We start from the raw sequence: 20,417 nt of genomic DNA, 5'->3' as shown, positions 1-20,417 counted from the left end.
GTCATTCGCTCCGGGTGATCTTGGTGGAACGCACCGGGGTTCCGGCATTGTCGACGCGGGCTTCTGCAAAGGCAATCATGAAGCGCTGGGCAACCGGCAGCATCGAGAAGATCGCCGCGAGCCCCGTCGCCGGCGCAAAGCCGATCGTCGTCGTTCCCTCCACCGGGGGCTGACCTGATGCGTCGAACACGACGACAGGCGCCCCGGTCTCAACGACAGATACGGCCATCGCGGTCACCAGGTCGGCGGTTGCATCATTGCCGCGGAAGAGCACGACACCGACCTTCGGTCCCAGCATTTCCATCGGACCATGCCGAAGCTGTCCGCCCTCCAGCGAAAAGCAGGGGTAGCGCGAAAGTTCGGTCAAGCCCAGCGCCAGTGCTTCCGCCAGGCCCTGCAGACGGCGGCCGGACGTCACCACGGTCGCGACATCTTCAAAGGCAGCAAGCGCTGCGGCGATAGCGTTGGTCGCAGGGGCTGAGAGCACGGCCAGCGCTGGTGCTGAATCCTCACCCAACGCGGAAAGGATGGCCAGATGCAGCGCAAAACTGACCGTCAGGCTGCGCGTCGCGGCAAAGGCCAGCTCCGTGCCACCCGCACCGACAAGGCAAGGCGCCGTTTTCGCCAGAAAGGAAGTCCCCTCCAGCGTCAGGCCGAATGTGTCCGCGTTACCGCCGGTCTCGGTAAACCAGCGAACGACTTCGGCGCTCTCTCCCGATTGCGACGTGATCAGCACCGAACGCCCGTCGATTGACAGCGGCTCGCCCAGATGTTCCGACAGGGTGATGGCGATCGCCTCGATGCCAAGCGCCCGGTAAAGCGGCTCGACCGCCCTGTTGACGGCGTGCGAGCCCCCCATGCCAAGCAGCAGCACGCGGCCGGTCGATCGCATCGATGCGGCGGCCTTTGCCGCCATGCCGGCATTCCCTTCGAAAGACGCGATGGCATCGGCATTCTGCCGGGCCATTTCGCGATCGATCGCCTGAAGCCCGATCGGGCGCTCATCGTTTGAAGTCATGGTCATCCCTTGACGCCGCCGCTGGTGAGCCCGGAAATCAGAGCCCGTTGCATGACAAGACCAATCACCACGGGCGGCAGGGCGGCAAGCACGCCCGCCGTGGCGATCAGTCCATAATCGGAAACGCGGCCACCAGCGAGATCGGCGATGGCAACGGTGAGTGTTTTCGCGCGCAGGTCCGAGGTGAACAGCAACGCGTAGAAGAACTCATCCCACGCCAGCAGGAAGGCAAACAGAGCCGATGTCGCCATGACAGGTGCTGCCAGCGGCAAGGTGATGATCCGCAAGGTGGCAAACAGCCCGGCCCCGTCCATCATCGCCGCCGCCTCGATCTCCTTGGGTATGGCATCGAAGCCGGACTTCATCAGCCAGGTGGTGAACGGTGCAAGGATGGTCAGATAGACAAGCGCCAGCCCGAAAACGCTGTTGAGCAGGCCGAGATGCGCAAGACCGAAATAGAGCGGCACGGCCAGTGCCACCGGCGGCAGCATATAGGTCGCAATCACCATGTAGAGCGACCAGCCGACGGATGGCGTGCGCGACACGGCCCAGGCGGCGGGAATGGCAAGCGCCAGAGCTGCGATGGTCGCCATGCCAGCGACCAGGATACTGTTGATCAGCGAAGCGACAAAGGCGGCACCCGCGCTGTTTTCGACGCTGGAGAGCAATATGCCATAGCGGGAGAAATCGACCGACTGCGGCCACCAGACAAGCGGCTTGGCCGTCAGGTCGGCGGCCGGCGAAATGCTCATGATGAACAGCCAGGCCACCGGCGCAAGGATGATCACAGCAAGCAACAACGCGCAGGCGTGGAGGAAGAAGGAAAACAGGAAGCTCTTGCGTTCCATTATGACGTACTCCCCGCAGTCCGCCGCACGAGAACGGTATACGCCGCCGCCAGCACCGCCACGAGCAACGTGACGATCAGCGCCAGCGAAGCACCGGAACCCGCTCGTTGGAAGGAAAATGCCTCCTGGTAGACAAGGATAGACAGCGTGCGCGTGCTGTTGGCCGGGCCGCCGCGGGTCATCACCCAGATGATGTCAAACACTTTGAACGCTTCGATGGTTCTGAGCACCAGCGCCACGATCAGCGGACCGGCCAGGTATGGCAAGGTGACAAACCGGAAGCGGGCAAAGGGTCCGGCACCATCGACCAGCGACGCGGCAGTGATATCGCGCGGCACAGCCTGCAGCGCGGCAAGCGCAATCAGTGCCACCAGCGGGAAGTTCTTCCAACAGTCGGCGATGATCAGCGACGCCAGCGCCGTGCCGGGTTCACCGAGCCAGGAACGGTAGGCATCGAGCATGCCAATCTGGGTCAAAGCTGCATTCAGCGCGCCATATTCCGGATTGTAGATCAGCCGCCAGAGTGTGGCGTTGACGACGGTCGGCAGCGCCCAGGGCAGGATCATCAATCCGCGCAGTACAGTGCGTCCGTAAAATTGCTGATTGAGCAAAAGGGCCGCGAAAACGCCCAGAACCATTTCGGCAAAGACGGAGATGACGGCAAAGATCGTCGTGGTCACCAGCGTGCGCTGGAAATTGGAGCTGGCAAGCGTCTTCACATAATTGTCGATACCGACGAAATTGCCAGCGGTTCCGACCAGCTTGGCATCGGTGAAGGAAAGCCCGACGGTATCGACGAGCGGCCAGCCGATGACGGCGATCATGACGGCGAGCAGAGGCAGCATCAGCAGCCATGCGCGTGTGGTCATCGATGTCCCGGACATGGGGCAACTCTTCCTGAAAATATCATGGGATGCAAGGGGGACACAAAGTCCGGGCGGCAGGAATGCCGCCCGGAGATCGATGGATGCGAAGGGATGAAACCTAGCGCCTTAGAGACCGCTATTGTCGGCGGCAGTCTTCAGGGCATCCTCGGGGCTGGTCTGTCCAAGCAGCGCTTCCTGAATGGCCTGCTGCAGCGCAACGGAGAGTTCCTGGTACTTCGGCGTCGTCGGGCGCGGATACATCGCAGCCAGTGACAGCTTGGCAGCAGCGATCAGCTCTTCCTGATCCTTGCTGACGGCTGCGTCCTCATAGGACGACGCCCAGATCGGCAGGCTGAGCTTGGCATACTGGTTCTGCACGGCCTGCGAGGTCATGAAGGTAATATACTTCCAGGCCTCGTCCGGATGTTTGCTGGTCGTCGTGACGCCAAGGCCCATCGAGCCGTTGACGGCCGAAACCTCGCTCTTGCCCGCAACGCCCGGCGCCGGAACGACCCCGACCTTGCCGGCCACCTTGCTGTCCTTGCCGGTATTGGCGAGGTTGTACATATAGGTCCAGTTCAGTGCAAAAGCGGCTTCGCCGTTTTCAAAAATCTTGCGGACATCTTCCTCGAGGAATTCCTTGGAATTGGGGTTGGAGATACCCGACGAATAGCTCGACACCATGTATTTCAAGGCATCGAGGCCGCCACCCGTCTGGAAGTTCGGCTTGCCGTCCTTCAGGAAGTCGCCGCCATAGGCGCTGACCAGCGTGGTGTAGTCACAAACAGCAGCTTCCGCCTGCGACCAGCTCCAGGCGATCGGGGTGGCCAGAAGGCCCTTGTCCTTGATGGTCTTGGCCTGCTCGGCAAGCTCGTCCCAGGTCTTCGGCGGCGTCTTGATGCCGGCCTTTTCGAGAATTTCCTTGTTGTAGAACAGGTATTTCGTATCGAGGATCCACGGCATGCCGTAATAGGCGCCGTCATACTGAACTGTGGTCCAGGCGCCAGGCAAAACATTCTTTTTCATATCGTCGGTGACGCGCGAGGACACGTCGACCAGAACCTTGTTGCTGGCATATTCGGCCGGCCAGATCACGTCGAACAGCACCACATCGTAGCCGCCGCCGGAGCCCTGCGCCAACACGGTCTTGTCGTGCAGACCTTCGTAAGGCACGAATTCCAGATTGACCTTGACGTCCGGATTGGCCTTGGCAAAGGCATCGGTCATGGCGCGAACATCGGCCTCGCTATAGGCGGCCTGCGCCATGAACAAAGCGTTGAGCGTCGTTTCGGCATAGGCATTGGTCGCGAAAAAGGTGCCGACCAGAGCGGCCCCCATGAGTGCATTACGTTTGGATTTCAACATATCTTTTCCCTCCATTATGAAACAGCAGTCGTCTTCTCGGCCCGCAAAAACACGTGCCTTTCCGCAAACCGTTCAAGCGGTGTCCGGCATGCCTTGTCGAAGTGTTGTCCGGCCACTAGGAGTGATCCCCTGATGCCGTTTGTTCCCTAAAAGCTCTTCGGCTCTTTTTATTAAGTCAATTGCTTTGACTTAATTCTTGTTCAATATTCTAATGGTGTCAAGAGGGTTTCGCGGGATGAATGAGATGCGACCGATCCGGGCCAAGAGTGGCACCAATCAAGAGGGCACCAGTGCCCATAACCGCCGCGTCATGATTGATGCGCTGCGGCTGAACGGGCAATTGTCACGCGCCGATCTCGCCCGGGCGACCAAGCTCACCAAACAGACCGTATCCAACATTATCGAAGATCTGGAGCGGGACGGACTGGTGGTGTCGCTCGCCGCGGTACGCAATGGCCGTGGCCAGCCCTCGACGCCCTACCGGCTGGTTCCGGACGGGGCATTCGCGATCGGCCTGCAGATCGACCGGCATGTCACACGAGCGATCGCGGTCGATCTCGTCGGCACCGTTCTGGTACGCGCGCAGGCAAACCTGCCGCCGGGCGGCCCGGCCAATGGCGCCAAGGTCATTCTCGACCTGATCGAGCACGTCCGCACGGAGCTTGCCGCCAGCGCCGAACAGGCAGAGAAGCGGCTTGTCGGCCTCGGCGTTGCCATGCCAGGCCCTTTCGGCCTTGCCACCGACAATGACGATCAGTGGATGATGGCCGCCTGGCAGAATTTTCCGCTGCTGGAAACGCTGGCTGCCGGCACCGGGCTGGAAGTCGCATTGCAGAACGACGCCGCCGCCTGCGCCACCGCCGAGCGCATGGTTGGCGCCGCCCATGGCATCGATCATGCCGTCTGTCTTTATGTCGGCTTCGGCATCGGCGCCGGCCTCATTCTGAATGGTGAACTCTACGCCGGCGCCAACAGCAATGCCGGTGAAATCGGCATGGTGCTCCTGCCCCCCACCCTGCGGCGCGCGGACCAGACGTCGCTCGAACATCGCGCGTCGCTTGCCTCGCTCTATCAGCATCTCGGCGCCGACCCGTCCGATCCCGGCCTGCCCGAACGGCTGAACATGCTGGTGAATACCGGGGATCCTTCGATAGTATCGTGGATCGATGCGGCCGCCGAGGAACTGCGTTGGGGGGTGCAGATTATCGAGACGATCTTCGATCCCCAGACTGTCATCCTCTGCTCCACCGGGCCGGAGGCGCTGACCCGCAAGCTTCTGGAGGCCATCCACCCCCTGCTTCCGTCCAACGCAAACCGTCCGGGCCGCTCGATACCGCGCCTGCAGCTGGGCATGACCGATCCCTGGTCCGTGGCACTCGGCGCCGCCGCCGAACCGATCAGCCGCGCCTTTGACCCCCGCTTTTCGGCCATCCTGAAGACACGGGCCAATGCACTGAGCTGACGTTGCGGCAGCATTGACGAGCAACATTGACGGCCCGCTCTTGACCCGGCAGGCCATCCCCGTGAATTCCGATCAGTTCAAGTAATCAGCCTCAAATGGCAATGCTCAGTCCACCGTAACGTCTGATTTCGCTGCCAATTTCCGCTACGAGCGCATCGAGAACCGGATTTCTGGCTTTTCTTGCGCGCCTAACGACATAGGTCAAAGCTGGAGGTGCTGGCAGGCAGCCGGTGATGATCTCCATATCGGAACGCAGATGGCGCTCGTTGAGGAGTGCAATGCCCATGCCCGCGCTTACCGCAGCAATTATTCCGGCCGAGCTCGAACATTCGAAGACTGTCTCAAGCGTCACCCCGTCATCCTGTCCGATGTCGAGTGCCCATTGGCGATAGAAGCATTCATCGTCAAAAGACAAAAACCGAATGGCACCGCTTTGTGGCAGGGAAAAATTCGGGTGTTTTACCCAATGAAGTTTTTCCTTGAAAAGAACCAGATCGCTCGGACGGACGTCGTGGGCAAAGACCTGCATGATCGCGGCGTCGAGTTCCCCGCGTTCCAGCATTGCGCGGAGGACGAGGCTCATGCGGACCTTGGTGCGAACAGAGACGGCCGGATGCAGGCGGTGAAACCGCCCAAGAATCCGGGCAAGATCGGAGCATGTCGTGTCCTCGGTCAGCCCAAGTGCAATCCGCCCCGCAAGGGTGGTTCTGGACAAACTCAAAAGTGCTTCGTCATGCAGACCGATGATACGGCCGGCATAGTCGAGCAAGTCCTCTCCAGCCCCCGTAAACATCGGCGCGCCGGGTTTGCGATGGAGGAGGTTGCAGCCAAGACTGGTCTCCAACCGCTTGATCTTGTGGCTTACTGCCGATTGTGAAAGGCCCAGTGCTTCGGCCGCCCGGGTAACGCCGCCATGATGGCGGATCGCCCATAGTGCCCGCAACGAGTCGATTTCCAAACGCCGGTTGTTGAAGTCGATCATCGGCCTGTTGATGTTGGCTGCAAAGAACCGACACCATGCGGCAGAGGGTGAAATTTTGCAACACGCAATGACCATTGAGAATTGATTGTCATGTCTCGATTAGTTTTTGTCATGTGTGAATTGAACGATTACGTTCTATGGGCTGATGGGCAACCGATACTCATGCGAGAACCCTGTGCCCGATCAAATCCTGCCTCAGACTGCTCTAAGCCAGCGTCGTTACCTATGGCCCATGATGGCGACCTTGCTGGTTATCGGATGGAGTTCCGGTTTCGTCGGCATTCGTTACGCCAGTGAAGAAGCAAGCGTCACCCTCGTCCTGTTCTGGCGTACATTGTTGTCGGGCTTGATCCTTCTTCCCTTCGCCCTGGCCATCGGCCCTCGCATGCGGTTGCGCGGCATAGTCGAGCAGATGCTGTTCGGTGTGATGTCGGTCTTCCTCTATCTGGGCGGCTTTGCACTCGCCATAGAACAGCATGTGCCGACAGGGCTTGTCGCCCTCATCGCCGACCTCATTCCGCTGGCGATTGCCGCCTTGTCCCAGCCCGTTCTGGGAGAACGGCTGAGCCCGCGCCAATGGTTGGGAACGGCGACCGCAGTGGTTGGCGTACTTATCGTATCCGTCGATAGTCTGAGCTTTGGAACAGCCCCGTTATGGGCATATGGAGCGACCGTGGGCTCGATGCTGGTCTTCGCGCTCGCCTCGGTTCTGTTTCGGTGGCGGCGAACGAAGCACATGCCCGTGCATCAGAGCCTCTGCGTGCATAGCCTGACCGGCTCCCTCCTGTTTGGTCTATGCGCAACGTTCCAGGGTGATCTGGCTCCGCCTCTGACGCAAAACTTCGCCATTGGAATGGTGTGGTTGGTTTTCATTGCGACCTTCGGCGCATATTCCGTCTATTACACGAGCCTGCGCATGTTCCCGGTGGCGAAAGTCAGCTCCGCTATTTACCTGAGCCCACCTGTCACAATGTTATGGGCGTGGGCGATGTTTTCAGAACCTCTGACAATGGCAATGTTCATCGGCCTCGCGATAACCCTTGCTGGCGTCTGGATGACTTCGCGGGCATAAAACTGACATTCAGACTGCCCGAAAGGCCATGACGAAGCAGCCCAATGCGCCGGTCGATGACAGCGTCCGCACATGGTTCCACCGAACCCAGTCGACGAGATAGGTCGATGACCACAGCCTGGCGGCTTCATCGCTGCCCGGCTGCAACGCTTCGAGCGCGTTGTTCATCGGCACATTGACGATCATCGTCACCAGGACCACCCCGCCGAGAAACAACAGCCCGCCAGCGATCAGATAGAAGCGCGCCGGACCGCCGTAGAGGACGCCGCCGGCAACGAGGATAAGCGCCAACACCGCCGTCCCCATGAAGGCCAGCATGAACCAGGGATTGAGGATCACGACGTTGATCGCCTGCATCGCTGCGATGCCTTGCTCGGCCGGCAGACGCGCAAGCGCCCCCATGATGCAAACCGAGAAGATAAAGAACAGGCCCGCATTGAGCCCGGCCCCGAGTGCCGCTGAAAAGATCAGCCAGGGAAAAAGTGCGGCAATCATTTCAGGTTCTCCCAGACACCGGTTGCAGCCGTTTTACGCACAAAATCGGCAAAGTCGCGCGGCGGACGGCCAAGCGCCTGGACAACGCCATCGGTCACGCTCTGGTTGCGGCCGTCGAGAACGCTGGTGAACAGGTAACGTATCAGCCAGATGTCGTCAGCCGGAATCTGCGCCTCCTCCAGCATGGCAACATAGTCGCCGATCTCGACCGTCGTGAAGCGGATATCACGTCCCGTCTGCCGGGCGATCTCGGCTACAGCCCCGCCAAATGTCATCAGGCGCGGCCCCGTCACCTCATAGGTCGTTGCGGCATGCCCCGGCTCCGTCAAGGCGGCAACCGCAACATCGGCGATATCATCGGCATCGATAAATGGGTCCCGCACATCCCCGACCGGCAGGATCAGTTCGCCAGCCTGAATGCCCTCCAGCAGGAAGGCCTCGCTGAAATTCTGGAAGAACCAGCTGGCGCGGATAATGGTGTAGGCAACGCCAGAGTGTTTCAATGCCTCTTCGGCCGCCAGAGCTTCGTCTTCTCCACGCACCGAGAGCAGGATCAGATGTTTGACGCCCTTCTCGATTGCCAGCCGCGCCAACGTCCCGATTGCCTCGACAGCCCCCGGAACCGCGAGGTCCGGCTGATAGCTGATATAGGCTGCATCGGCGCCTTCAAGGGCCGCTGCCCAGCCCGACGGATCGGTCCAGTCGAACGCCGGGACCGTCGACCGCGACGCAAGCCGCACGTCTTTTCCCTTTGCCGTCAGACGCTCCGCTACACGGCGGCCGGTCTTGCCATTGCCACCCAGAATCAAAATCGTTTCGCTGCGCATCATCCCGCTCCCGTTGATTTCTAAAATATGAGCAATACTCACATTTGCCAAATGTGATAAACCCTCGTATTTTGATGGTCAAGAGAAATATCGAAAGGACAGACCTTGGCCGTGGACCAGACAGCCGCCTCGCCAGCCTCTGAGGACGATGGGGCGATGCGCAAATCACCGACGCAGAAGCGCAGCCGCGAACGGGTCGAACACATTCTCGCCAGCGCCTGCCGCCTTATTGCCGAGCGCGGCAGCGATACGATGCGGATGAGCGAGCTTGCCGAACTGAGCGGCATCTCGATCGGCTCGCTCTACCAGTATTTTCCCGACAAGGCGGCGGTGGTTCGCACGATCGCCGAGCGCTACAACGCAGTCTCGCGCACCTGCATCGCCGATGGTCTCGCCCATGTGAAAACGACCGATGATCTGCGGCAGGCCTTTTCGGTGCTGATCGACGAATATTACGAGATATTCCTGGCCGAACCCGTCATGCGCGATATCTGGTCCGCCATGCAGGCGGACAAGGCGCTGCGCGACATCGAACTGGCCGAAAGCCGGGAAAATGCCACCCTGCTTGCTGCCGCCATGAGCCGGGCGCTGCCGAATGAAAGCCGTGAGAGGCTTCAGGTTTCGGCCCTGCTGGTGATGTATTTCGGCGAATGTGTCATGCGGCTGGCGATCTCCACCGGAGAGACGGAAGGCCGCGCGCTGGTCGAGGCTTACAAGCACATGGCCTATCAAAGTTTCGAGCCGGCACCCCGCACGGGCCACGCCACGTCTTGACTTCCGCACGCAAAATCACTATAACTGAGCATGTACTCACTCATTGGAATGATCTTTGGCCCGCCCCCTTAGCGAAGACAAGCGCAACGCCATCCTGACCGCCGCGACGGAAGCTGTCGCTGCGCTCGGTCTCGGCGCCTCGACCGCAAGGATCGCCAAGGATGCGGGCGTGGCGGAAGGGTCGCTGTTTACCTACTTTACCAACAAGGATGATTTGCTGAACCAGCTCTATCTCTCCTTGAAGGCGGGGTTCCGCAACGTGCTGATCACCGGTTATCCCGCCGGTGCCAGCGTCAAGGATCGCTGCCGCCATCTCTGGGATCGCTCGATCGACTGGGGCGCAACCAGCCCGGCAAAACGCAAGGCCATGCGCCAGCTGACCGTTTCGGACAAGATCACCGAACAGACCCGCAAGACGGGAGCCGAAGGGTTTAGCGATATGGAGGCGATGCTGAACGAAGGCTTTGCTTCCGGTGTCCTCCGCCAGCAGCCGGTGGCTTTCATCGGCGGCATTCTTGAGTCGCTGACGGAACTGGTTCTCGAGCATATCGCTCGCGATCCGGCTGAGACGGAAACCTATAAGCGTTCGGGTTTCGACGCGTTTTGGGGCGCGATCTCGGCACGATAAACGCGCCTTATTTTTGCGGAAAAAATGAGTGCGTACTCATTCAATACATTCAACACCGAAAGGAAACGACATGTCTAAAGTATGGTTGATTACAGGAAGTGCCAATGGTCTTGGCCGCAACATCGCCGAAGCTGTTCTTGCCAGTGGTGACCGCCTCGTTGCCACGGCGCGGGATCCGCAGCGCCTATCTGCCCTCAAGGAACAATATGGCGATCGGGTCGTCACCGCAGCGCTCGATGTCACCGATCCCAACGCCGCCGAGGCAGCGGTAAAACTCGCCGTCGATACGTTCGGGACACTCGACGTGCTCGTCAACAATGCGGGCTACGGCAATGTCGCACCCTTCGAGCAGACCACTGCGGAAGCCTTCAAGGCGCAGATCGACACCAATTTCTACGGCGTCGTCAATCTCGCCCGTGCAGCACTACCGGTCATGCGCAGCCAGCGCTCCGGCCATATCATCAACATTTCCTCGGTCGGCGGCCGCATCTCAACGCCCGGCCTCAGCGCCTATCAGTCGGCCAAATGGGCCGTTGGCGGCTTCACTGAGGTTCTGGCACAGGAGGCCGCCGCCTTCGGCGTCAAGGTCATCGCAGTCGAGCCGGGCGGCATGCGCACCAACTGGGGCCACACGGCGCGCGACAACGTTCCGGCCATCCTGCCGGACTACGAACCAAGCGTCGGGGCAATAACCGCGCTGCTTGCAGCCTATGTCGGCAAGGAATTCGGCGATCCCGACAAGATCGCGCAGGTCATCATCGACCTCGCCAGCCGTGATGACCTGCCACCACATCTGCTTCTCGGCAGCGACGCCCTCTACATGTTCAACCAGACCGAAACCGCACGCCAAAAGGCGGCCGCCGATTGGGCTGATGTCACGACTTCAACGGACTTCGACGGCAGCGATTTTTCGGTGTTTGTTGGTGACACGAAGGGCTGAACCGGTAAAAAAATCAGGCTGCGCGGGTGCGAGCCCGCTCCGTCGGACCACGGACAACCGTCACATCGACAGTTCCCACAAGGCCCGTAGTTTGGGCAAGAGGCCTCCCCACTCTCCGTCATCCTCGGGCTTGTCCCGGGGATCCAGCCACGCGACGTCTGTTGCGTGAGAAGAGTCTTTTGCGTTCAAAGACTTGAACGCACTGGATGCCCGCCACATGGGCGAGCATGACGGAGGATGAGGTTCCCAAACGATCAACAATGATGAGGCTAGAACCTCAAATCCATTAGGTCGCGTTTTGTCAGCTATCTAAAGGCAGCGAGCCTCTCACCCGCTCCCCAATTTCGTCGGCCAAACTGGTAAGAAAACCCGGCAACGCCGCCTTCAGGCCCCGGCGCGAATAAGCTCCGCCGCCTTCTCCGCAATCATAATCACCGGCGAGTTCGTGTTGCCGGAAACGATCGACGGCATGATCGAGGCATCGACCACCCGAAGCTTGCCTAACCCATGCACCCGCAATTGCGGATCAACCACTGCCATCGGATCGCTGCCCATCTTGCAGGTGCCGACCGGGTGAAAGATCGTCGTGGCGATGTCGCCAACGCGGCGGATCAGGTCCTCGTCGCTTTGGTACTGTGTGCCCGGCAGCATCTCCTGCGGCTTGTATTTGCGGATGGCACCAGCCTCCATCAGGCGGCGGGCGTGACGGATCGAGCTTGTCGCAACCATCCGGTCGCCGGCCGTCGAGAGATAGTTCGGGCGGATTTCCGGCGCAACGGAGAGATCCGGCCCACCGACATGCACCGTCCCCCGGCTCTCTGGCCGCAGGTTACAGACCGAAACGGTGACGGCGGGGTATTTGTGCAGCGGTTCGCCAAGGCGGTCGGTACTCAAGGGCTGCACATGATATTCGAGATCGGCGGTCGCCAGCGATGGATCGCTTTTCGCAAAGATGCCGAGCTGGCTCGGCGCCATCGATAGCGGCCCGGTCCGGCGCAGCATATATTCAAGCCCCATGCCCGCCCGGGTGAACAGGTTGTGATAAAGCTGGTTCAGCGTCTTCGCGCCCTCGATGCGGAACACCGTGCGGATCTGCAGATGATCCTGCAGGTTTTCGCCGACGCCCGGCAGATGATGGGCAATACTTATGCCTGCAGAGGACAACACATCCGGCCGGCCGACACCGGAAAGCTCCAGAATCTTCGGCGAATTGATCGCCCCGGCCGACAGGATCACTTCGCGGTTGGCGTGGGCGACATGCGTCTGACCATTCACCCGGAAGCGAACGCCCGTGACCGCCTTGCCATCAAGCTCCAGCCGCTCGGTTTCGGCACCGGTCAGCACCCGCAGATTGGCCCGCTTCATCGCCGGGCGCAAAAAGGCCTTGGTGGTGTTCCAACGCAGGCCACCACGCTGGTTGACCTCGAAATAGCCCGAACCCTCATTGTCGCCATCGTTGAAATCGTCGGTTTTCGGAATACCAAGTTCTTCAGCTGCATCGCGGAAGGCATCGAGGATCGGCCAGGACAGCCGCTGCTTTTCCACCCGCCATTCTCCGCCTGCACCGTGCATGCCCGACTTGCCACGATAATTGTCCTCGGACTTGAGGAAATAAGGCAAAACGTCGTCCCAACCCCAGCCGGTGTTGCCCGCCTGCCGCCAGCCATCATAATCGGCCGCCTGCCCGCGCATGTAGATCATGCCGTTGATCGACGAGCAGCCGCCCAGCACCTTGCCGCGCGGATAGGGCAGCGACCGGCCGTTCAAGCCTTCCTCCGCCGCCGTCTTCATCATCCAGTCGGTGCGCGGATTGCCCATGCAGTAGAGATAGCCGATCGGCACATGCACCCAGTGATACCGGTCGCTGCCGCCGGCTTCGAGCAAAAGCACGCGGGTTTTCGGATCGGCCGACAGCCGGTTGGCGAGGACGCACCCCGCCGATCCCGCGCCAACGACGATGAAGTCGTAGCTTCCCGCATCAACCGCCTGATCATTTACATGCATGTTCACGCCGCCACTCCAGCAACAACAGGCTGCACCGCCGTCAGGCGCCGCCAGAGCGGACCCATCGCCTCGGCGATATCCTGATAGAGAGCGTAGCGCCGCGCATAATGCGCCTCAAGCGAGACGTTCGGACGGTAATGCCGCTCGGTCTTGACCATGGCCGCCGCACCGGCTGCGAAATCCGCAAAGATACCGACGCCGGTTCCAGCCGCAATCGCGGCCCCCAATGCACCGGTTTCCCGCGAGCGGGCAACGGTCACGGGAACGCCCAGCACATCGGCAAAGATCTGCGGCCAGATCAGGCTGCGCGATCCACCGCCGGACAACACCGCTTCGTTGAACACGGCACCGGCCTTGCGGATTGTCTCGATATGGGCGCGATGACCGAAAGCAACGCCTTCAAGCAGCGCACGAACGAGATGCCCCTTGGTGTGCCAGCCGGCAATGCCGTAGAAGCCGGCACGGGCATGGCCATCCTGCTGGGCGCCGTAGAGATAGGGATGGTAGAGCGGGTCATCCGAGGTGGGCTCGATGGCGCCTGCCAGCGCGCAGCAGGCATCGAAGGGCGAAACGCCCTCTTCGTGCTCGCCTTCGAAGAACTCCTTCACCAGCCATTCGAGATTGGCGGCCGAGGTGGCGCTGTTCTCCATCGCCATGTAGCGGCTGCGATCGAACGTCGAGGACATGAACACCGGCCCGTCGAGATCGGGACCGTCGATGATGACCTGGTTGATGCTCCAGGTGCCGGCAATGATCGAGGCGCTGCCTGTACGTGTAACACCCGAGCCAAGCGCCGAGGCGACGACGTCGAACAGCCCGCCGACCACCGGCGTGCCAGCGGCAAGCCCGGTCTGCTTGGCCACTTCTTCCGTCACCCTGCCTGCAATATCGGCACTTTCGATCAGCGGCGGCAGGAGGTCCATGCAATTGCCGAGCCCGTAAGCCTCCATCAGCACCTTGTCGTAGCGGCGCGCGGCAAGGTCGAGCAGACCGGCACCCGACATGTCGGAGACTTCGCTGACGCGCTCGCCGGTCAGACGGTTGACGACGAAATCCTTGGAGAAGAACACCGTACCGATACGGCTGAACTGTTCCGGCCGGTGGCGCTTCAGCCAGGCAAGCAGCGTCGGCGTCTGGGATGGCCAGGGCTTCTGGCGGGCAATCGGATGGGTCCGCTCGCCAACACCTTCAGCCGCCCATTGCTCGACAAGGCCGGTCGCCCGTGTATCGATCGACTGGATGCCGAGCAGCGGAGCCCCTTCGCGGTCCAGCGCGTAGAGGCCGTTGCCATGCCCGGCGCAACCGATCGCGGCGATCTCCTCCGGCTGGATCTTCGCTTTTTCGATACAGGCGCGAATAACCTGCCGGGCATTGGTCCAGAGTTCGTCCAGACCACGCTCGACATGCCCCGGATGCGGCATGCGGCTGTGCCCCTCTTCGGACGCAGCCGCGATTTCGTTGCCCACCCGGTCGAAAATCACCGCCTTGATGACGGTGTTTCCGGCGTCGAGCCCCAAAAGATAGTCTCCCATGCAGAACCCCTCCCAAGGTTCGAAATCGTAGCTCAGCCCTGCTGATAGACTGCGAAAGCCTGTTCGCCGCTGGCGTTCTCGTGGATGATCGCCATCAGCCCGCGCACCACCGCACTCGGATTGGCGTGCTGATAGATGTTGCGCCCATAGACCATGCCCATTGCGCCCTGCCGCATCAAGGCCGCAGATTTATCAAACACCGCGCGCAGATCTTCCTTGCCGCCGCCGCGCACCAGAACCGGGCAGCGCGCCGCTTCCACCACCCGGTGAAAATCCTCGGCATTGTCAGTCGGGTCGGCCTTGACGATATCGGCGCCCATTTCGCGGGCAAGCCGCGTCAGCGTGACAATCTTGTCGGCATCGCCATCAACCATGTAACCACCCTTTTCGGTGACCGGTTGCATCACCAGCGGTTCGATCATCAGCGGCATGCCATATTTGTCGCAATCGGCCCGGACGCGGGAAATGTTCTGCACGCACTGGCGGAACAGATCCGGCTCATCCGGCAGCATGAAAAGGTTGACGACAACGCAGGCCGCGTCCATCTCAAGCGCACCGATCAGCGGCTCGGCCTCGTTCTGCAACACCGCCCACATGTCGCGGTGGCGGATGCGGTTATAGGGATTGCCCATGTCGATGCGCATGACCAGCGCCGGCTTGTCCTTGCCGGGAACGTCCTGCAACAGGTCCGCCTGGCCGTAATTCATCTGGATCGCGTCCGGTGCGGCGGAGACCAGCGCCTTGACGACAGCCTGGATATCTTCCAGCCCGCTGAGGAAGGACGGTTCGTTGCAGACGCCGTGATCGATCGCCACGTCGAGGCAGCGGCCGCCGCCGAACAGCCGGTTCATCCGGACTTTGCTGTTGTGTCGCATTCTGTGCTCCTTGGTTCGTTCCTTGCGGAAAGCATGGTCTCATCGACGCCGTGGCGTCCGGTGAGAAGGGTGAGAAAACGGGCGCGCTCGGTGGAACGCTGCGCTGATGTCCAGCGTTTTTCCTGCGTCAACAGGTCAAGCACGGCGTCCATCATATCGAGCGAAAGCTCGCCCGAGACAGCCAGCGTCGTGCGCCGCAAAAGCAGATCGTCCAGATGTTCCACCGCTTCGTCGCGGATCAGAAACTGGAATTCACGCACCGAGTAACCGGGATGCGGCAGCGGCGCATCGGGGCCTGCCGTAATGAAACCGGCGATGGCTTCGGCATCCGTGCCGTAGCGGCCAAACAACTCGGCCATCCGTTCGCCGGAGATACCCTTGGCAACAGCGACGCTCGCAAGCCAGACCGGCGCATTGGCGGGAAATGCCCGCCCGCCGCCGATCGACCTATCGGTTGTCGTAACGCGGCGCTGCCTGCCGAGCCGTTCCAGCGCCATATCAGCCGCCATTTCCCCGAATGACCGGAACGTCGTCCACTTGCCGCCAATCATGCACAGCACCGGCGGGCCACCATCCTTGGGTTCAACGACGGTACAGAAATGATCGCGCGGAATACGGCCGGTAAAACTGTCGGTGCTGGCGGGAAGTGGCCGCACACCGGCAAATTGGAAGACGATTTCTTCCGGCCGGATGGTGATATCCGGCAGTACGAAGGCGAGCGATTGCAGAATGTAATCCCGCTCGTCTGCCTCGCAGCGCACCGTTTCCGGATCGTCAACGCGGATATCGGTGGAGCCGACCAGCACCTTGCCGAGATAGGGAAACAGGATGCAGATTCGCCCGTCCTCGTTCTCGTAATAGATCATGTGATCGGCAAGTGCGTCGCACAGCGCCGCATTGTCGATAATCAAGTGCGATCCCTTGGTGCCGCCCATCAAGGGTGCCGGGCGCGCCTGCGGCGAAAACAGGGTTTGGTTGGCGATATCGATCCAGCCGCCGGTGGCATTGATGATCAGCCCCGGTTCGACGGCAACGGATGCGCCACCGATCTGGTCTTCGATGCAATACTGGCCAGTCTCCGTCCGGCGCAGTTCGGCATAATTCAGCGCCACCGCCCCGGCCTTTGCGGTGAGACCGTCCTGCAGCAATTCGATGCCCAACCGTTCCGGATGGCTGACCCAGGCGTCGAAATAGGTGGCGGAACTCTTGATATCCGGATTGAGCGCCGGCCACTTTTGGAGTGTCGTGCGCCGGCCGCGAAACTGGTGGCGCGGCATCATCGCCCGCTTGCGCGTCAGGAAGTCATAGATGCTAAGACCCGCCTTGATGGCGATCGCCCCCCTGCGGCTTGGACGGCGGGTCAGGCCGAGGAACCGGACGAGACCATTGCCGAGACCGGAAAAGATATCGAATACCGGCACCGTCGTCGGCAACGGTGCCACATAATGCGGTGCGTTGCGCAACAGCCGGTCACGCTCGACCAGCGATTCCTGCACCAGCTTGAACTCGCCATTCTCCAGATAACGTAAGCCGCCATGCACCATGCGCGACAGTGCCGAACTGGCGCCGGAGCAATAGTCGTGCTTCTCGACCAGCAACACATTCAGCCCCTGCAGCGCCAGCTCCCGAAAGACGCTGATGCCGTTGATGCCGCCGCCGATGACACACACGTCCACCTTCGGGCTCTGGCGGAGCCCGTCCAATATCTCTTCACGTTTCATGATGGCGATCCGCTACCTGTCCATATCAGTCAGTTTCGCCGCGATGGCTGCATCGATGGCCGCAAGATCGGCCGCATCCAGCCGGATGGTGCCCGCCCGCGCATTGTCGATTGCCTGTGCCGGATTGCGTGCACCGCAGAGCGCAAAGGTCACGCCGGGCTGCGACAGCGTCCAGGCGATCACGGTCTGGGCGATGCTGGCCCCGTGTTTTTCGGCAACCGGCCGGATGGCGCTGGCAAGTGCCGTTGCCTTTTCGCGGTTAGCAACCGAGAAACGCGGATTATCCTTGCGCTGGTCATCGCCGGAAAACACCCGGTCCGGACCGATAGCCCCGGACAATAGCCCCAGCGCCAGCGATGAGTAGCTCAGCGTCGCGATGCCGTTGGCCGTAGTCAGCGGCAGAAGGTCCACCTCGATCTCGCGATCGATCATGCTGAACCGCTCCTGGATCGCGTCGAGACCACCAACCGCAATATAGGCGTCGAGGTCGTCTTTGCTGACATTGCTGGCCCCGATCGCCCGGATCTTGCCGGATGTGCGAAGATCTTCCAACGCACGCATGGTCTCCTCGACCGGTGTCGTCGGATCCTGCCAATGGGTGATGTAAAGGTCGATATAATCGGTGCCGAGCCGCGTCAGGCTTTCCTCGACTTCATGCATTATTGCATCGCGGCCGAGATAGCGATGGACCGGCTTGCCATCCTGATCGAAGAAATGCCGGCCTTTCTGCGTATGCCAGACCAGACCGCATTTGGTGGCGATCACTGCCTTGTCACGCCGTCCCGCCAGCGCCTTGCCGACGATTTCCTCGGAGCGTCCAAGCCCGTAGGCCGGTGCCGTATCGATCAGCGTTACACCGGCATTGAGCGAAGCCTGGATTGCGGCAATCGATTCCGCTTCGTCGGTCCCGCCCCACATCCAGCCGCCGATCGCCCAAGTACCGAGCCCGACCGCCGAAGCGGAGACGCCCGATTTGCCGATCTCGCGTGTCAATTGTTGCCCGCTCATGCCCATTTTCCTTCGCCATTCGCCAGTGCCAAAACGCGCGCACCCGTCGCCTCGTCGGTCACCAGCGTATCTAGATGATTGCCGCGCAGAACGCTGAGGATCGGTCCTGCCTTGTTCGGACCGCTTGCCACACCGATCTTCGTCGGGATCGAGGCGAACTCAGGCAGTGTCAGCGACACCAGCGACCGGTTGAGGCTGTAGTCGCAAACCTGCCCCTGATTATCGAGCAGATGCGCCAGCAGTTCGCAGGACGCACCGGAGCGCTCGATCGCGGCGCGATCGGTGCTCGAGGACGGATGCAGGTCGTAGTAACTCGAGTCGTCCGACAGGATCGAACCGATACCAACAACCGCGATCTTCGCCTCGCGCGCCCGTTGGAAAACGTCGGAGACGGAACGCATGTTGATCAGCATGTTCCGCTCGGCCGCACTATCGGCAAACAGCGGCGCGTGGATTTGATAGGAACGCCCGCCCAGCCGGTCGGCCATCATCGTCGAAACGTGGTTGACGTCGGTGTAATGTTTACCCTGCACACAACCGGTGGCGGGGATCACCTCGACATCGAAACGGCGCTGCGCCTGAAGTCCGGCAACCACGGCGCTGACGCCCTTGCCACCTGTAATACAAATCGTATCGCCGTCGATGATCTCTTCCAGCAAAAGCCGTGCCGCCGCCTCGCCAACCGCCTGAAGGGCTGTCTGCGGATTGTCGGACACGGTCGGCACCACCACGGCGCGGCTAATGCCGCCGAGCGCCCGCAGCTGTTCTTCCATATCGACCAGCGGCTCGACCGGCGACTTGATCTTGATCTCGACCAGACCGAGCTGACGGCCGCGCTTGATCAGCCGGTTGACGGTGGCGTGCGAGATGCCGAGCTGATCGGCGATCTGCGCCTGCGTCAGCCCTTCGAGGAAATGCAGGACCAGCGCCTGGTGCATCTGCCGGGCGATGACGATTTCCTCGCGCGGCGCATTGGCGGGTTTGAGTTTGGCAATCGGCATCAGGCAGCCTTCCGCTTGTGCAGGAAATGGTCGATCGAGACGGCAGCGAGCAGAATGCAGCCTTTGATCATGTCTTGCCAATAGACGGAGACGTCGAGCAGGATCAACGAACTTGTGACGACCGAGAGCAAGGCAATACCAAGGATCGCGCCAAGGATCGTTCCCGAGCCGCCATTCAGCGATGCCCCGCCGATCACCGCAGCCGCGATAATGTTCAGTTCCATGCCGACGCCGAAGGTCGGGGTCGCGGCACCGAAGCGGGACATGTAGATGACGCCGGCAACACCGGACAGCGTGGCGCAGAGTACCGTCACCCAGAATTTCACCTGATTGGTCTTGATGCCGGAATAGAGCGCCGCCTTCTCGTTGCTGCCGGTATAGAACACCTTGCGGAAGGCGGTTGCCCGGCGCAGCAGGAAATCGAACACCACGACAACGGCGACGAAGATCAGGATGACGAAGGGAACGCCGTAGAATGTGCCCTGCCCGACCGCCTTGAACGAGGGCGGCAGCGTGAACAGCGATAGCGGCGTACCCTTGGTAATGATCAGGCAGAGACCGCGCACGATGACCATCGCGGCCAGCGAGGTGATGAAGTGATTGAGCCCCACCACCGTCACGAAGAAACCCATGACGCAGCCGATCAGGCCGCTGGCGATGATGCCGATCAAAGAGGCACTCCAGGGATCGAGCCCCATCAGGAACAGCGAGCCGGATAGCACCATCGAGAAGCAGACGACCGAGCCGACCGACAGGTCGATGCCGCCGACGATTAGCAGGATAGTCATGCCGACGACGACGATACCCTCGACCGAGAATGACATCATCATCGCCCGGAAGTTGCCGAGCGTCAGGAAGTGCGGCGAGGCAAAGCTCATGGCGATGCAGAGCGCCAGGATGATGGCGATCAGGCCCGCCTCGCGCATCGTCCCAAGCCGTTTCCAGCCGGGCGCGCGTGCCTGATGTGCCGTTGTCAACGTAGCGTCCGCCATGACCTTG

The 20,417-nt window shown here is 61.1% G+C and carries 19 protein-coding genes; 5 read left to right on the top strand and 14 right to left on the bottom strand.

Going from position 1 to position 20,417, the window contains the following annotated elements; genetic code table 11:
- Window position 1 precedes the first annotated feature (1 nt).
- The 4 genes from R6X40_RS00210 to R6X40_RS00195 form a co-directional block, all read right to left on the bottom strand.
- Window positions 2–1,018 carry an SIS domain-containing protein gene (locus R6X40_RS00210; protein WP_412178292.1) on the bottom strand — a complete coding sequence of 339 codons (1,017 nt, stop codon included), beginning with the start codon at window positions 1,016–1,018 and terminating at the stop codon, window positions 2–4.
- 2 nt (window positions 1,019–1,020) lie between these two features.
- The gene (locus tag R6X40_RS00205; RefSeq protein WP_318409995.1) at window positions 1,021–1,866 is read right to left on the bottom strand and encodes a carbohydrate ABC transporter permease; all 846 of its coding nucleotides are present in this window, start codon (window positions 1,864–1,866) and stop codon (window positions 1,021–1,023) included.
- Complete coding sequence (locus R6X40_RS00200; RefSeq protein ID WP_318409993.1) at window positions 1,866–2,750, bottom strand: sugar ABC transporter permease; 885 nt, start codon at window positions 2,748–2,750, stop codon at window positions 1,866–1,868. The genes R6X40_RS00205 and R6X40_RS00200 overlap by 1 nt, the downstream gene beginning before the upstream one ends.
- A 108-nt stretch (window positions 2,751–2,858) precedes the next feature.
- On the bottom strand, window positions 2,859–4,097 hold the full coding sequence (locus tag R6X40_RS00195; RefSeq protein WP_318409991.1) for an extracellular solute-binding protein: 1,239 nt from the start codon (window positions 4,095–4,097) through the stop codon (window positions 2,859–2,861).
- A gap of 235 nt (window positions 4,098–4,332) precedes the next feature.
- Here R6X40_RS00195 and R6X40_RS00190 point away from each other — a divergent pair, with 235 nt between their 5' ends.
- Window positions 4,333–5,559 (top strand): ROK family transcriptional regulator, encoded by a 1,227-nt coding sequence (locus R6X40_RS00190; RefSeq protein WP_318409989.1) that lies wholly within the window; start codon window positions 4,333–4,335, stop codon window positions 5,557–5,559.
- Window positions 5,560–5,650: 91 nt separating this feature from the next.
- On the opposite strand, the gene R6X40_RS00185 is transcribed toward R6X40_RS00190, so the two are convergent.
- A complete protein-coding gene (locus tag R6X40_RS00185) occupies window positions 5,651–6,541 on the bottom strand; it encodes a LysR family transcriptional regulator (protein ID WP_318409987.1) in 891 nt (296 codons plus the stop codon).
- A gap of 232 nt (window positions 6,542–6,773) precedes the next feature.
- Here R6X40_RS00185 and R6X40_RS00180 point away from each other — a divergent pair, with 232 nt between their 5' ends.
- A complete protein-coding gene (locus tag R6X40_RS00180) occupies window positions 6,774–7,613 on the top strand; it encodes a DMT family transporter (protein ID WP_318411239.1) in 840 nt (279 codons plus the stop codon).
- Window positions 7,614–7,622: 9 nt separating this feature from the next.
- On the opposite strand, the gene R6X40_RS00175 is transcribed toward R6X40_RS00180, so the two are convergent.
- Together R6X40_RS00175 and R6X40_RS00170 are read right to left on the bottom strand one after the other, a co-directional pair.
- Window positions 7,623–8,105 (bottom strand): DUF1772 domain-containing protein, encoded by a 483-nt coding sequence (locus tag R6X40_RS00175; RefSeq protein ID WP_318411238.1) that lies wholly within the window; start codon window positions 8,103–8,105, stop codon window positions 7,623–7,625.
- Window positions 8,105–8,935 (bottom strand): NAD(P)H-binding protein, encoded by an 831-nt coding sequence (locus R6X40_RS00170; RefSeq protein ID WP_412178315.1) that lies wholly within the window; start codon window positions 8,933–8,935, stop codon window positions 8,105–8,107. Before R6X40_RS00170 ends, R6X40_RS00175 begins: the two co-directional genes overlap by 1 nt.
- Window positions 8,936–9,046: 111 nt before the next feature.
- On the opposite strand from R6X40_RS00170, the gene R6X40_RS00165 reads away from it, so the two are divergent.
- The 3 genes from R6X40_RS00165 (at window position 9,047) to R6X40_RS00155 (ending at window position 11,277) form a co-directional block, all read left to right on the top strand.
- Window positions 9,047–9,709 carry a TetR family transcriptional regulator gene (locus R6X40_RS00165; protein ID WP_318409984.1) on the top strand — a complete coding sequence of 221 codons (663 nt, stop codon included), beginning with the start codon at window positions 9,047–9,049 and terminating at the stop codon, window positions 9,707–9,709.
- Between the two features lie 55 nt (window positions 9,710–9,764).
- The gene (locus tag R6X40_RS00160; protein ID WP_318409983.1) at window positions 9,765–10,337 is read left to right on the top strand and encodes a TetR/AcrR family transcriptional regulator; all 573 of its coding nucleotides are present in this window, start codon (window positions 9,765–9,767) and stop codon (window positions 10,335–10,337) included.
- A gap of 70 nt (window positions 10,338–10,407) precedes the next feature.
- The gene (locus R6X40_RS00155; protein ID WP_318409981.1) at window positions 10,408–11,277 is read left to right on the top strand and encodes an SDR family NAD(P)-dependent oxidoreductase; all 870 of its coding nucleotides are present in this window, start codon (window positions 10,408–10,410) and stop codon (window positions 11,275–11,277) included.
- A 384-nt stretch (window positions 11,278–11,661) separates the two neighbouring features.
- Here the strand turns inward: R6X40_RS00155 and R6X40_RS00150 are convergent, their stop codons facing one another.
- From R6X40_RS00150 to R6X40_RS00120, 7 genes are read right to left on the bottom strand one after another with little or no spacing between them, the layout of a single operon-like run.
- Window positions 11,662–13,281, bottom strand: a complete 1,620-nt coding sequence (locus R6X40_RS00150) for a GMC family oxidoreductase (RefSeq protein WP_412178314.1) — start codon at window positions 13,279–13,281, stop codon at window positions 11,662–11,664.
- A gap of 2 nt (window positions 13,282–13,283) precedes the next feature.
- Window positions 13,284–14,813 carry an FGGY-family carbohydrate kinase gene (locus R6X40_RS00145; RefSeq protein ID WP_318409978.1) on the bottom strand — a complete coding sequence of 510 codons (1,530 nt, stop codon included), beginning with the start codon at window positions 14,811–14,813 and terminating at the stop codon, window positions 13,284–13,286.
- A 32-nt stretch (window positions 14,814–14,845) separates the two neighbouring features.
- Window positions 14,846–15,688: a class I fructose-bisphosphate aldolase gene (locus R6X40_RS00140; RefSeq protein ID WP_318409977.1), complete on the bottom strand. Its 843-nt coding sequence runs from the start codon at window positions 15,686–15,688 to the stop codon at window positions 14,846–14,848.
- On the bottom strand, window positions 15,661–17,409 hold the full coding sequence (locus tag R6X40_RS00135) for a glycerol-3-phosphate dehydrogenase/oxidase (protein ID WP_318409976.1): 1,749 nt from the start codon (window positions 17,407–17,409) through the stop codon (window positions 15,661–15,663). Before R6X40_RS00135 ends, R6X40_RS00140 begins: the two co-directional genes overlap by 28 nt.
- Window positions 17,410–17,421: 12 nt before the next feature.
- Window positions 17,422–18,417 (bottom strand): aldo/keto reductase, encoded by a 996-nt coding sequence (locus R6X40_RS00130; RefSeq protein WP_318409974.1) that lies wholly within the window; start codon window positions 18,415–18,417, stop codon window positions 17,422–17,424.
- Window positions 18,414–19,418 (bottom strand): sugar-binding transcriptional regulator, encoded by a 1,005-nt coding sequence (locus R6X40_RS00125; protein WP_318409972.1) that lies wholly within the window; start codon window positions 19,416–19,418, stop codon window positions 18,414–18,416. Before R6X40_RS00125 ends, R6X40_RS00130 begins: the two co-directional genes overlap by 4 nt.
- Window positions 19,418–20,410 (bottom strand): ABC transporter permease, encoded by a 993-nt coding sequence (locus tag R6X40_RS00120; RefSeq protein ID WP_318409970.1) that lies wholly within the window; start codon window positions 20,408–20,410, stop codon window positions 19,418–19,420. The genes R6X40_RS00125 and R6X40_RS00120 overlap by 1 nt, the downstream gene beginning before the upstream one ends.
- Window positions 20,411–20,417 lie beyond the last annotated feature (7 nt).

The organism is Rhizobium sp. PL01 (assembly GCF_033447125.1).
In the GTDB taxonomy this organism is placed as follows: domain Bacteria; phylum Pseudomonadota; class Alphaproteobacteria; order Rhizobiales; family Rhizobiaceae; genus Pararhizobium.
Note: the sequence above shows the minus strand (reverse complement) of the source record. Positions and strands in the feature narration are given on the sequence as shown.